This is a genomic window from Arthrobacter sp. SLBN-83 (genome assembly GCF_006715285.1).
Classification (GTDB): Bacteria; Actinomycetota; Actinomycetes; order Actinomycetales; family Micrococcaceae; genus Arthrobacter.
In genome coordinates, this window is record NZ_VFMX01000001.1 from 2,123,026 (window position 1) to 2,136,057 (window position 13,032).

The 13,032-nt window shown below is 66.4% G+C and carries 9 protein-coding genes; 6 read left to right on the top strand and 3 right to left on the bottom strand.

Annotation, left to right across the window (positions count from 1 at the left end):
* Positions 1-164: 164 nt before the first annotated feature.
* The gene (locus tag FBY30_RS09745) at positions 165-2,180 is read right to left on the bottom strand and encodes a beta-galactosidase (RefSeq protein WP_142132698.1); all 2,016 of its coding nucleotides are present in this window, start codon (positions 2,178-2,180) and stop codon (positions 165-167) included.
* 174 nt (positions 2,181-2,354) lie between these two features.
* Here FBY30_RS09745 and FBY30_RS09750 point away from each other — a divergent pair, with 174 nt between their 5' ends.
* From FBY30_RS09750 to FBY30_RS09770, 5 genes are read left to right on the top strand one after another with little or no spacing between them, the layout of a single operon-like run.
* Positions 2,355-3,644: an ABC transporter substrate-binding protein gene (locus FBY30_RS09750; protein ID WP_142132699.1), complete on the top strand. Its 1,290-nt coding sequence runs from the start codon at positions 2,355-2,357 to the stop codon at positions 3,642-3,644.
* Positions 3,645-3,692: 48 nt separating this feature from the next.
* On the top strand, positions 3,693-4,646 hold the full coding sequence (locus FBY30_RS09755) for a carbohydrate ABC transporter permease (protein ID WP_142132700.1): 954 nt from the start codon (positions 3,693-3,695) through the stop codon (positions 4,644-4,646).
* Positions 4,643-5,557, top strand: a complete 915-nt coding sequence (locus tag FBY30_RS09760; RefSeq protein ID WP_142132701.1) for a carbohydrate ABC transporter permease — start codon at positions 4,643-4,645, stop codon at positions 5,555-5,557. The genes FBY30_RS09755 and FBY30_RS09760 overlap by 4 nt, the downstream gene beginning before the upstream one ends.
* A gap of 18 nt (positions 5,558-5,575) precedes the next feature.
* The gene (locus FBY30_RS09765) at positions 5,576-6,223 is read left to right on the top strand and encodes a Poxvirus protein I5 (protein ID WP_142132702.1); all 648 of its coding nucleotides are present in this window, start codon (positions 5,576-5,578) and stop codon (positions 6,221-6,223) included.
* A 2-nt stretch (positions 6,224-6,225) separates the two neighbouring features.
* The gene (locus tag FBY30_RS09770; protein ID WP_142132703.1) at positions 6,226-7,488 is read left to right on the top strand and encodes an MFS transporter; all 1,263 of its coding nucleotides are present in this window, start codon (positions 6,226-6,228) and stop codon (positions 7,486-7,488) included.
* On the opposite strand, the gene FBY30_RS09775 is transcribed toward FBY30_RS09770, so the two are convergent.
* Together FBY30_RS09775 and FBY30_RS09780 are read right to left on the bottom strand one after the other, a co-directional pair.
* Complete coding sequence (locus tag FBY30_RS09775) at positions 7,485-10,799, bottom strand: family 78 glycoside hydrolase catalytic domain (protein ID WP_142132704.1); 3,315 nt, start codon at positions 10,797-10,799, stop codon at positions 7,485-7,487. The genes FBY30_RS09770 and FBY30_RS09775 overlap by 4 nt on opposite strands.
* A complete protein-coding gene (locus FBY30_RS09780) occupies positions 10,799-12,004 on the bottom strand; it encodes a Gfo/Idh/MocA family protein (protein ID WP_142132705.1) in 1,206 nt (401 codons plus the stop codon). The genes FBY30_RS09775 and FBY30_RS09780 overlap by 1 nt, the downstream gene beginning before the upstream one ends.
* A gap of 255 nt (positions 12,005-12,259) precedes the next feature.
* Between FBY30_RS09780 and FBY30_RS09785 the strand changes: the two genes are divergently transcribed.
* Positions 12,260-12,925 (top strand): YesL family protein, encoded by a 666-nt coding sequence (locus FBY30_RS09785; RefSeq protein WP_142132706.1) that lies wholly within the window; start codon positions 12,260-12,262, stop codon positions 12,923-12,925.
* Positions 12,926-13,032 lie beyond the last annotated feature (107 nt).

Below are 13,032 nucleotides of genomic sequence, written 5' to 3' on the forward strand. Positions count from 1 at the left end.
TACGATTCCGGAAAGGTTGTGCCAAGAGGCACCTGGCCTAACATTTCGATGCCTACTCAGCACCGTCGGCTTTAGGGCTGACCCCGCATTAGCAAAACGGCGGCACCCGGGAGGGCGCCGCCGTCGTACCTCTTGGCGCCTTAGTGCTTTCCTGAAGCTGAAGCCTAGCCTTCGGCGACCACCGCCACGCCACCTGCCGGGACAACGCCGGCGAACGGCTCTCCCGTGAGCAGGTCCGTGCCGGCGGCAGCCACAGAGGCGTCCTCGCGCGTGTGGTTGATGGCGAACAGGAAGCCCTGCCCGTCGGCCGAACGCCGGCGCACCAGCTCCACGCCGGTGTCGGCCACGGCAACGGGGGAAACCCCGGACTCAGCCAGCAGCCGGTCCACGAGGGAGCCGATGCCATCGGGGTCAGGGAAAGTGGCCAGGTACCAGGCGGCTCCGGAACCCACGGCCCGGCGCGTGAGGGATGGCACGCCTTCCAGCGGGTACTCGGTAAAGGTCTGCACTGCTTCCGCGCCCGCCAGGTGGACATGTTCGCTCCAGACCGAGGACGCGGTACCGTCGCTCAGCTTCAGCTGCGACCCGGCCAGCAGCGGGTGGAACTCCTCCACCCGCACGCCCAGGAGTTCACGGAACGCCCCCGGATAGCCGCCCAGCCGCACATGGTCCTGCATGTCCACGATCCCGCTGAAGTAGCTGACCAGGACCGTGGCCCCGGCCGAAGCCGCTGCAGCAATGTTGGCCGCGTGCTCATCGGAGACCGCGTACAGCGTGCACACCAGCACCAGGTCGTACCCGTCCAGGGGCGCGGAGGGATGCACCATGTCCACGGTGACGCCGCGGAGCATCAAGGAGCGGTGGAAGGCCCGCAGCACGTCCAGGTACTTCACGTCCACGCTGGGCTTCGAATCGATTTCGCTGGCCCACCACGCCTCGTAGTCAAAGACAATGGCCGCACGCGACTGGACCCGCGAACCGCGCACCGGCTCCAGCCGTTTCAGCGCGGCGCCGAGCTCCACCACTTCCCGCCACACGCGCGTGTCCCGGCCGCCGTGCGGCACCATGGCCGAGTGGAACTTTTCCGACCCCGCAAAGCTCTGCCGCCATTGGAAAAACATGACGGCGTCGGCCCCGCGGGCCACATGCGCCAGGGAGTTCCGCAGCATCTCGCCGGGCATCTTGGGCTGGTTGCGCGGCTGCCAGTTCACGGCCGACGTCGAATGCTCCATCAGGATCCACGGGTCGCCGCCCGCGATGCCACGGGTGAGATCCGCGCTGAACGCGAGTTCGACGTGCCGTTCAGGGTCCGCCGCCACCAGGTAGTGGTCGTTGGCGATGACGTCCAAATCCTTGGCCCAGTCGAAGTAATCCATGGACTTGGTGGCGCTGGAGGCCATCAGGTTGGTGGTGCACGGGATGTCCGGGGTGACCTCGCGCAGGACCGCCACCAGCTCCCGGTAGTAGTCCATCAGCGCCCAGGAGTTGAACCGCTGGAAGTCCAACTGCTGGCCCGGGTTCAGGGTGGAAGGAGCGACGGCGGGCGGCAGGATTTCATCAAAGGAACCGTAATTTTGGGACCAGAACGCAGTGCCCCAGGAGGCGTTGAGCGCTTCGATGCTCCCGTAGCGGCGTTCCAGCCAGGCGCGGAAGGCGGCGGCATCCTCCTCGCCGTAGAACTCTGATACGTGGCAGCCCAGTTCGTTGTCCACGTGCCACAGTGCCAGGGCCGGGTGGTCCTTGTACCGTTCGGCGAGGACGCGGGTGATGCCGGTGGCGTAGCGGCGGTAAACGGCCGACGACGGTGTGTAGTGGCGCCGTGAGCCCGGCCCCAGCACGGTCCCGTCAGCCGTGACCGGCAGGATTTCCGGATGCTTGCGGACCAGCCAGGCCGGGGGAGCGGCGGTGGCGGTGGCCAGGGCCACCTTCACCCCGATTCCAGCAAGGTTGTCCATGACCTCGTCCAGCCACCCGAAGTCATACTGGCCCTCTGCCCGTTCGAGCAGTGCCCAGGAGAAAATCCCCACGCTGAGGAAATTTACTCCGGCTTCCTGCATGAGTTCGAGGTCCTCCAGCCGGACACTGGCAGGCCACTGCTCGGGGTTGTAGTCACCGCCGAAGGCGATGCCCTGGACGTTGTTCCAAATGCTCGGCTCTCCGGGGGTTGCCTGCCGTGTCATAGGACTCCTTTGTCTGCTGGGAAGATGGAACAGGGCTGATGTCAGACGTTTGGAAAACGCTTGCCCAATCCTGGGAATGTCGCTATTGTATCGTTTCAGAAGCAGTGTAAGCCAGCTCACTACCCGTGTTGTAGACCGAGAAATGGCAAACACCCATTGAGCAAGGAGGCTCCCATGATCAACAGAAGGCATTTCCTTACAACCGTCGCCATTGGCACCGCATCGGCAGCAGCACTGTCGGCCTGTGGGAACGGATCCGGCTCGTCCGGCCAGACCGGCTCGGCGGACAAGCCCGTCACCATCAACTACACCTGGTGGGGTAACGACGACCGCGCCGAGCGTACCCGCAAGGCCATCGCCCTGTTCGAGTCGAAGAACCCGGACATCAAGGTCAACGGCAACTTCACCGACTTCGCCGGCTACTGGCAGAAGCGCGCCACCGAGGCCGCCGGCGGCGGCCTGCCGGACGTCATGCAGTGGGACCTGTCCTACCTGCGCGACTACGGCCAGCGCAACCAGCTCCTGGACCTCGGCACGGTCAAGATCAACACTGACGCCTTCGAGAAGTCCCTCCTGCCCTCCGGACAGATCAAGGGCAAAACCTACGGCATCCCCACCAGCACCAACGCCTTCGCCGTCTACTACGACCCCGCCAAGCTGGCCTCCCTGGGCATCGCCGAACCGGACGGCTCCTGGACCTACAAGGAATTCAACGACTTCCTGACCCAGGTGGGCACCAAGAGCAACGGCGCCCTCTACGGCGGCACCGACTACACCGGCGTTTGGTGGATGTTCAACATCTGGCTGCGCCAGAACAAGATCGAGGCCTTCACCTCCGAGGGCAAGCTCGGCTTCAGCGAGGACGACCTGAAGAAGTGGTGGAACCTCACCGCAAACCTGCGCGGTACGGGTGCCATCATCCCCGAGGACCGGGTGACGCAGCTGGCGCCGAAGTCGCCGTTCGGCTCCAACGCCACGGCCACCGAGGTGACCTGGGACAACTTCATGGCCGGGTACCTGGGTGACAGCGGAGCCAAGGAACTCAAGCTGGTCCCCGTTCCGTCCGATGACCCTGACAACCTGGGCCTGTTCCTCAAGCCCTCCATGCTGATGGTGGCCAGCGCCAAGACCAAGTTTAAGGACGCAGCCGCCCGCTTCATCGACTTCATGGTCAATGACCCCGAGGTGGGCCAGATCTTCAAGACCTCCCGCGGCGTTCCCGCCTCCAAGACCCAGCGTGACGGCACCACCTTCGAGGGGACCGACAAGCTGGTGGTCGATTACGAAAAGTCCATCGAGAAGTACCTCAAGGACGCCCCGGAGCCGCCCATCGTCGGCTTCGGCACGCTTGAATCCTCCTTCAAGCGCATTGCCTCGGACCTGAACTACGGCAAGCTCACCGTCGACGGTGCAACCGATGCCTGGTTCAAGGAAGCCGAAGACCTCATCAAGCAAAACGGCTGATCCGGCCGCCATGCCCACCCTGGTCCCCACGACTGACGGAATGAACTCGTGACTTCAAGCCCAACACTGAGCAGGCGTTCGGCGTCGTCCGCCCCCGCGCAGCTTCGCACATCGAAGCGCAACGGGGCGGACGCCCGTGCCGGCTACACCTTCCTGCTGCCCTGGCTGCTGGGATTCATTGCCCTGACGGTAGGGCCAATGATTTCCTCGCTGTACCTGTCGTTCACCAACTACAACCTGTTCGAGCCGCCCAAGTGGATTGGCCTGGACAACTACACCACCCTGTTCCAGGACGAACGGTTCCTCCAGTCCGTGGGCGTGACCGTGGGCTATGTGGTGTTCGGTACGCCCCTGAAGCTCGCGGCGGCGCTGGCGGTGGCCATGCTGCTGAACAGCAAGCGCCGCGGCCAGGGCTTCTACCGGTCGGCGTTTTATGCTCCGTCGCTGATCGGTGCGTCCGTGTCCATCGCGATCGTTTGGAAGGCGATGTTCGGCGATTCCGGTCCCGTGGACCAGGGCCTGTCCTTCTTCGGGATCAACCTGGGCGGTTGGGTGGGCAACCCCGCCATGACCATGCCTATGTTCATCCTGCTGACGGTGTGGCAGTTCGGCGCGCCGATGGTGATCTTCCTGGCCGGGCTCAAGCAGATTCCCGGCGAGCTCTATGAAGCAGCGTCGATGGACGGCGCCGGCCCGGTGCGGAAGTTCTTCAATATCACCTGGCCCATGCTGTCTCCGGTGATCTTCTTCAACCTGTTGATGGAAACCATCCATGCGTTCCAGATCTTCGCGTCGGCGTACATCATTTCCAACGGTGAAGGCGGCCCCGCCGGATCCACCCTCTTCTACACCCTCTACCTGTACCTGCGCGGTTTCAGCGATTTCCGGATGGGCTACGCCTCGGCCATGGCATGGCTGCTGGTGGTCGTGGTGGGCATCATCACGCTGATCTTCTTCCGCACGTCCAAGTCCTGGGTCCACTACAGCGGTGATTCACGATGACAACCATGGCAACCCCCACCCAGTCCACCCCGGACACCGCCCCCGCCTACAACCCGAAATCAGAGTCGGTTGGCGCCAAGCGGGCCAAGAGCGTCATTTTCCACGCCGTGGCCCTGATCCTCACCGCCATCGTGCTCTACCCGGGCCTGTGGATGATCGCCTCGTCGTTCAAGCCCAACTCGGAAATCGGCGGGCAAAACACGTCGCTGTGGTCGAACAACTTCAGCTTCGACAACTTCGTCACGGCCATGGACGGCATCGGCGGCGTGTCCACCCTGCAGTTCTTCACCAACTCCCTGATCCTGGCCCTGGGCGCGGTGGTGGGAACCATCCTGTCCGCGTCCGTATCGGCGTACGCGTTCGCCAGGATAAACTTCCCCGGCCGCAGCATCTTCTTCGGCATGATGATCGCCACGCTGCTGCTGCCCTTCCACGTGGTGATCATTCCGCAGTACATCGTGTTCCAGCAGCTGGGCCTGGTGGATACGTATGTGCCGCTGCTGATCGGCAAGTTCCTGGCCGCGGACGCGTTCTTCGTCTTCCTCATGGTCCAGTTCATGCGCGGCCTGCCCACGGAGCTGGATGAGGCGGCCCGGATCGACGGTGCCGGCCACGCCCGGATCTTCTTCTCCATCATGCTGCCGCTGATGAAACCGGCCCTGATCTCCACCTCGATCTTCTCCTTCATCTGGAGCTGGAACGATTTCCTGGGCCCGCTGCTGTACCTGAACACCCCCGACAAGTACCCGCTGCCGCTGGCCCTGCGGCTCTTCGTGGACCAAACCCAGTCCTCGGACTATGGCGCCATGATCGCCATGTCCGTCCTGGCCCTGCTCCCCGTGCTGATCTTCTTCCTGATCTTCCAGCGGTACATCGTCGAAGGCGTCTCCACCCAAGGCCTCAAAGGCTAAAAGCAACAAAGGACGAAAATGAGCGTCATGGACAGCACCACACCCGCATCCGGCCACGAACCCATCCCGGTGAACCGGTTCGCCCTGTTCTCCGAAACCCTCCTGGCAGGGGTGCTGGTGCTGGTGCTGTCCCTCCCGCTCGTCACCATCCCGGCCGCCTACGCCGCCGGGACCGCCCACCTGGAGCGGCACCTGAACGGCCGGGACGATTCCATCCGCGGCTTGTGGGGGCTGTTCAAGGCCGCCCTGCCCGGCAGCTGGAAACTTGGCATCACGACGGCGGCAGCCGCCGTCGTGATTGTCCTCAACCTTTTGCTCGCATGGGTGGGGCAGCTCCCGGGCCGCGGCCTGGTCCTTCCCGCCACGCTCATCCTTGCCGCCGGTGCCGCCATCGTGCTGCTGCGCACCGCCTCCGCCTGGTCCGACTACACAGGATCCGACAGTGCAGCCCACGTAGCCGGCGGCAAAGACACCTGGCGCCAGGCCCTCAACGCCGGGCAGGCGATCTCCCTCCGCGACTGGACCGGCTCGCTGCTGCTCGCCGCCGCCCTGTTCTGCGCCGTCGTCTTCGTCTGGATGCTCGCCGCACTGTTCGTCGTGGTCCCCGGAACCCTCATCCTGGCCGCCGCCGCAGTAAAATTGCGCTCCGGCCGCATTAAACGCTGACCGTGCCGTCCCGACGCACCCGTCCAGCACAGGCAGCACCCGAACGAATCGACCAGCCCCGCTGGTACCACCCCCTAAAACAGCACAACTACCGCCTCTTCCTTGCCATGCAATTGGCCGGCAGCCTCGGCGTGTGGATGCAGCGCCTGGCCCAGGACTGGCTGGTGCTGCAGCTGACCGGAAGCCCCGGTGCGGTGGGAGCCGCCGTCGCCCTCCAATTCCTGCCCATGCTGGTGTTGGGTCCGCTCGCCGGACTGGTGGTGGACCTCTTTCCCAAACGCCGGATCATGATGGCGTGCCAGTCCATCATCGTGCTGCTGGGCCTGGGGCTCGCGGCCTGGGCTGCCAGCGGCACCATCACCGTGTGGGTGGTCTACGCCAGCTGCGTTGCCCTGGGCGTCACCGCCGCGGTGGACCAGCCCACCCGGCAGGTCTTCGTCAACGAGGTGGTGGGCGACGCCGCGCTGCGCCCCGCCATCGGACTCAACAACGCGCTGTCGCAGCTGGGCGCCATGGCCGGGCCTGCGCTCAGCGGTGTGCTGATTGCCCAGGCCGGACCGGCCGCCGCCTTCGCCTCGAACGCGGTGATTGGCCTGGTGGTGCTGGGCCTGATCTCCGCCGTCCGCCTCCACGAACTGCACCCCGGTACGCCCGCCGAACGGGGCCGCGGGCAGGTGCTCGCCGGGTTCCGGTACGTCCGCGAACGGCCACGCCTGCTGCTCCTCATCCTGCTGGCGGGGCTGCTGGGCGCCTTCGGGATGAACGGGCCGGTGGTCCTTGCCGCGTTCGCCCAGCAGGTGTGGCACAACGGGGTGGAGGGCTTCGGCCTGTTCAACACCGTCAGCGCCGTTGGAGCCCTGGCCGGCGCGCTCCTGGCGGCCCGGCTGGGAAACATGGGCCGCAGGGGCATCGTCGCCGCGGCCGGCCTCTTCGGGCTGTCCCAGCTGGTGGCCGCGCTGATGCCCACCCTGGTGCTGTTCGTGGCCATGCTGGTGGTGGTGGGCATGATGACGTTGCTGTTCCTGACCAGCGCGGCCACTGCCGTCCAGCTCGAAGCCGGCCCCGCCATCCGTGGCCGGGTCATGGCGCTGTACCTGCCGCTCCTGCTGGGCGGCCACGCGTGCGGCGGCCTCCTGGCAGGCTGGCTGACTGAACAGTTCGGCGTCCGGACCGGCCTGGTGGCCACCGGCGCCCTGGGCATGCTTTCCGCCGCCGTGGTGGGACTACTTCTGTGGCGGCACGGCCGGCGGCAGGCCAGGGTTTAAGCCGGGGTGAAGGTCCAGGTTCCGGTGTGCACGCGGAAGTCCCCGGTGCCGCCCGCTTGATGGCCGTCCTCCCCAGCGGAAACTACGACGGCTGCATCCGCACCCTGGTCGCTAAAGGTCCCGGGCCCCTTCAACCCGTAGGTGCCGGCAGGCAGCCGGACCGTGGCAGTGGTTCCGGGCGGGACTGTGCACTCCAGCTCCACCAGGCCGCCGCGGCGCCGCCAGTTCGCATGCACGTAACCGTTGCCCACAGGGACGCTTCCGCGGGCATGCTCCAGCCGGCACAGGGGTGGTTCGATCAGCACGTCGTTGCCACCCGGCGCGGTGTAGCGGATGCCCAGCAGGTGTTCGAGGATTTCCTTGATGACGGACGCGGACCAGGCATGCGACTGGCTGTAGTCGGTGCCGTCCTCGAGGTCCCATGCTTCCCAGGTGAAGGTGGCGCCCCGGTCCAGGAGCCGCGCCCAGCCGGGCTGGTCCTTGCTGGTGATGAGGTCCAGCACCGCGTCCGTCCTGCCCTGGCCCAGCAGGGCCCGGACCAGCCGGTGCACCGTCATGGGTCCCTGCCGCATGCCCATACCGGCGATCCGGGCGGCATCGGCTGCCGCGTACGCAGCCCCGGTGATTTCCAGGGACAGCGGGAAGGAGGTTGCATGCTGGGAGGCGTGGGAGCTGGGCGTGCCATCGGGATGGAGCCCGTCCACCATGACCCCGTCCACCCGCAAGCGGGTCCGGATGGCGTTGGCGAGGGTGCGCGCAGCCGCGGCATAGCGGACTGCAGCGGACTCGTCCCCGGCCACACTGCAGAGCCGTGCCGTGGACACCAACGCGGAGTAGGCCTGGGCGTTGACCGTTGTCTTGGCCACGCACTCCATGTCGTAGCCGAACCGACCCGGCGCCGGCCAATCCACGATGCCGTGCAGGTAGGGCCCGGAGCCGCCGCCCAGCCTGGTGACCAGCCCCGCCGTCGGACCTTCTGTGGGAATGTGGCGCAGCGCGTAGTCAGCCGTGTCGCGCAGGTGGGGGAGCAGTTCCCTGATCAGGTCCAGGTCCCCGGTGCGCAGGTGGTACTCCCCGGCCCATTCCGGCAGCATCAGGGAGAAATCGGGGATGTCGCGCTTGCCGTCGCCGTTGGGGTAGACGGCGTTATAACGCCCCTTTTCGCTGCTGGAAGTCCAGTAGCGGCGGGCCGACCACGCGAACTCGCGCAGCGCCTGCGCCGTGTAGGCATGCTCACCGAAAAGCGCCATGGTGGCATAGGAGATGTTGGCGGCGTCGGCCAGGAACTGGCCCTTTTCCCGGGTGGGAGTGTCCACGAACTGCTCCTGCACCCCGTACAGGGAAGAGTCGTGGAGCAGCCCGAAGACGGCGTCCAGGACGGGATCAGAGCTGCTGAAGCTGCCTTCACCAGGATGGGCGCCGTGGACCGTAAGGGCACCCACGCGGGACACTTCTGCGGCTTCGATGCCAGGCAACTCCAGGTAGCGGAAACCCAGGTGCACCGAGGCGCGGAACTGCTGTGGCCCTGACGCCTGCGTATAGGGGAAGGACATGTCCGTGTTCTGGCTTGCGGTCTTTCCGGCGTCCACCCTGCCGTCCGTGCGGAGGGCGTAGCCGGCCCGGAGCATCACGGTGCGGCCGGATACGCCGTCCAGGAAATCCACCTCCGGGCGGGCGGGTAGAACCTGGCCGAAGTCCGCCACCATCGTGCCGTCATCGGCAGTCAGGAACTGCCGGGGCGCCACGAACCCGCCGGCAAGGAACGTCCGGCGGGGGTGCAGCCGGGGAAAGTCCGACGACGGGTGACGGCCGGTGACCACGGCGGCAGCCGGGTCATCGGCCACGTCGAGTGACGCTGCGGCCTGCGCGTCCAGGTGTTCGACCGGATCGCCCTCGTCGTTGCGGTAGCCGGACTGGCGGTACGGCGCCTCACCGGCGGACCAGCCTGGGCCGGAGACGAGGACATCGCGGCGGCCGTCATCGTAGTCCACGGTGAGGCGGACCAGCAGTCCCGGGACGCCTGCGGCCCGGCCCTGGCCCGGACCGTACCAGTGGAGCAGTGCCGTGACCGGAACTGTGGAGCCAGCCGGTTGTCCCGCGAGGATCTCCGTGATGTCGGCGGCGTCGTAATAGCCCTCACCGGGGTAGCCAAACGAGGTGGTGTCCAGGCACGGCGTTCCAGCCACGGAGAGCTGGGCGTGGTGGTGTGCGGCGACGTAGAGCCGCGCCCGCCGCACCGTTCCGGACAGCCGGAGCGCGGCGCGGAACAGGGTCCATTCGTCAGGCTGGCGGTGTGCCGTGGTCCGCGGCCAATCGGCCAGGCAGGAAAGGCCCTGGTCATCGTCCATGTCGAAGCGATGGTCAAACACGAGGGCTTCGGGCTGCCCGGGAGTGGTGTCGGTAAGCCGCAACTCTGCGTACTCAGCCTGGCTTCGAGGGCCCTGGTGCAAAGCAAGGACCCCCGCCTCATCCGCAGCGGCGGGCTCGTCAACCGCCAGCAGTTCCACCCCGTCCAGGGCAACCCGGATGGTCCGGCCATCGTCGCTGACGGTGAGGTTCCGCCATAATCCGGTGGCCCCCTCCCGGGCCTGGACGCGTGCCGCTGCCCTCGCCAGGATCTTGGTTTCCGGTGCAGTGGGGGAGGGGATTTCCCATCCCGGGGCGCGGCGGAGCAGCACCTGTCCGGCGGCGTCGAGTTCCACCAGCAGGCCCGTTCCGGCGCCGCTGCTGCGCAGGAGCAGCCCGGCGCGGCCCATCACGGGACGGAGCCTCGCTTCAAGCCGGAAGCTGCTCAGTACAGGGGAGGGAAGGGGCAGGAACGGCGACCCAGCCACGCGGAGCGCCCGGTTGAGGATCTCCAGCGGCGCCCGTCCACCCGGGGCGCGGCCCATCCAGCCGGCCTGCCAGGAGTTGTCAGCGAGGCCGGTACTGAACGGCTGCAGGTCTGACCAGGGCCCCGGAACACCGGCTGCGTCCATAATGCGCACCCGCCACGTGTAGTCCGTGTCGTCCTCGAGTTGGGGTCCGCCGTAGGGAATACCGCGCTGGGCGGCGGATGCCACCTGTCCGGAGCTCCACACAACGCCGCCGTGGACGTCACGGACCTCGAGCTCATGGCCCGTCTGCCGTGCAAGGGCAGGGTCGCCGTCGTCATCCTGCCGCAGCTGCCATTCGAACACAGGGGACGGGGCCGCCGTCAGGCAGTGGGCAAGACCGTCCGTCAGGAGGTTGGCGGCGTACAACTGGCCCGGGCTCCGTGGCTGGGTTGGATTCCCGGTTGCTGCCTCCTTCAGTCCCGCCTGGTCCACCATCAGCAGGCCTGCACATCAAAAGACACCGGAGCGGATGCAGCCCAGGGCAGCCCCAGTTCGCTGAAGGTGGCATGCTGCCGGACTGCTTGCTCCAGGGCTTCCTCGATGCCCTCCACGACAGCGTGCGCCGCGTCCCCCCCACCCTCCCAACGGATGTAGGCGGGATCGATGGGGGTGGGGAGCGGTGCTGTGCGGACTGCTTCCAGCACCAGCATGAAGGCGCCGCTGTCCTCCAGGCTGCTGATGAGCGGAACATCCTGGGCACGGTGGGCCAGGAGGTTCTCCGTCAGGTCGTCCCGGCCAAACGTTTCCTCCGTGCGCCCTGCCGCGCCCTCAACCATGAGCCGGTCCTCGGTGTAGTGGAAAACGGCGGTGCCGGCAGAGCCATGGAGAGTCACGTAGGGCTCAACGGACTCCGAGGCGCAAATGGTCAGGGCACAGGTAATGGGCAGGCCGGCCGCCGTGCGGATCCGAATCACGGAGGTGTCGTCAGATTCGATGTCGTTGGCGCGGTACAGTTCCGTTTCCACAGACGCCACGTCGGCCGTGGTGCGCGCCCCGGCAATCCGGAGGGCGGTTGCCACGGCGTGCGCCAGCGGGTTGGTGGCCACGCCGTCCACCACGTCCACGCCGTTGATCCTGCGTTTCCCGGCCCAGCGGGAGCGCTTGTAGTAGGCCCGGTCCCGGACCCAGCGGCCTGTGGCGGAGATGCCTTCCAAGGTTCCAATGGTTCCGGCGGCCAGCAGCTCCTCGATGGCCTTCAGGGCGTGCGAGCCGAGGCTTTGGAAGCCGATCTGGACTCCGTGGCCCGACACTGCGGCGGCTTCGCGCAGCCTGTTGAAGTCCGCAAGGGAGGCGACGGGCGGCTTCTCCAGATACAGTTCCGCGTCCGTGGCCAGGGCGGCCAGGGCCAGCGGGGCATGGGTCTGGATGGGCGTGGCAACGATGACCAGGTCCAGGTCCCGGGTTGCCCTGAGGAGGTCATCAAGGCCCGGGTAAACAGCGGTCGACGGCGGCAGGGCACCGGGTGCTGGTGGCTGCGGGTCCGCCACGGCAACAAGGTCAATGCGGCCGCCAGCCTGGAGCCGTTCGAGGTTCCGGAGGTGGTGGATGCCAAAGCCGTGTACCCCCACCAGCGCAACCCTTGCCGCCGGCGTAATGGTTGTTCCGGCCTCGCTGCCGGCGGCTTTCATTGCCGTTTCCATGGTTCTCCGTTCTGGCCTGCAGCACCATCAACGGGTGCCAGCGTCTGAGGCGCCAGCATTAAGGCAGCAAGCGCTTTCCGCCTTTCAGTGTGCGGCATGCCGCCTCCAAGAGTCCAGCTATGTAACGATTCAATTTATCGCTTGACCATGGAGTGGCGGCGGGTTTACATTTTCGAGAAACCGATTAACAGCGTGATGCGGGACACGTTCCGCTTTCGCCTCTGCAACGATGGAGAAACAGAAGGGAGCCGTGCCATGCTGTCCGGAACCTTCAGCGCGCGTGCCTACTCGTTTTTTGACACGCTCGTATGGATTGCCTGCCTGAACCTGCTTTGGATCGCGTTCACCCTGCTGGGCCTCGGCGTCCTCGGCGCCGGCCCCGCCACGGCGGCGGCCCAGATCGTGGTGCGCAAGCGGGCCGGGGGCGACGGTGGACCGCTGCTGCGGAGCTTCGCTGCTGGATACTTCCGGAACTTTGGCCAGGCGAATGCACTCTCGCTTCCGGTCATGGCCGTGGTGGCCGCGCTTGTCCTGAACTGGAACTACTTTTCGGGCGGCCGCGGGATCTTCGCGCAGTTCATGGCGGTGGGGCTGGTTGTCGCAGCCATCTTCCTGGCCGGGGCCATCTGCTACGTGTTCCCCATGTATGCCAGGTACCAACTGCCGTTGCCGCAATACCTGCTGGTGTCGTCCCGGTTCGCCGTGCGGCATCTTGCGGGGACCGTCATCCTGCTGTTCGTTTCCGCGGCCGTCGTGTACGCCAGCAGCGTGCTTCCGGGGCTGATCCCGTTTTTCAGCATCGGAGCCTGGCTGTACCTGACCGGCTGGCTGTGCGACCGCTTCTTCACCGCAAATGACCAGGCCGTTGCTGCGGTGGAACCTGCCGGGCATGACGTCCTGCAGGGCGCCTCCACCGCCTGACGGTGGTCTTTCCCTAATAGCCCAATCATCGCCCCCCGACCCGTCGGGCATTCAAATGAAACGTATCAAAGCTGGGCCCAACCGCCCGGCTCAACCCCAACGAAGTG

Bases quoted from the DNA above. Each gene is read 5' to 3' on its own strand.
- FBY30_RS09775 (WP_142132704.1), bottom strand. From the start codon at position 10,799: ATGGTGGACCAGGCGGGACTGAAGGAGGCAGCAACCGGGAATCCAACC.
- FBY30_RS09745 (WP_142132698.1), bottom strand. From the start codon at position 2,180: ATGACACGGCAGGCAACCCCCGGAGAGCCGAGCATTTGGAACAACGTC.
- FBY30_RS09785 (WP_142132706.1), top strand. From the start codon at position 12,260: ATGCTGTCCGGAACCTTCAGCGCGCGTGCCTACTCGTTTTTTGACACG.
- FBY30_RS09780 (WP_142132705.1), bottom strand. From the start codon at position 12,004: ATGGAAACGGCAATGAAAGCCGCCGGCAGCGAGGCCGGAACAACCATT.
- FBY30_RS09750 (WP_142132699.1), top strand. From the start codon at position 2,355: ATGATCAACAGAAGGCATTTCCTTACAACCGTCGCCATTGGCACCGCA.
- FBY30_RS09760 (WP_142132701.1), top strand. From the start codon at position 4,643: ATGACAACCATGGCAACCCCCACCCAGTCCACCCCGGACACCGCCCCC.
- FBY30_RS09765 (WP_142132702.1), top strand. From the start codon at position 5,576: ATGAGCGTCATGGACAGCACCACACCCGCATCCGGCCACGAACCCATC.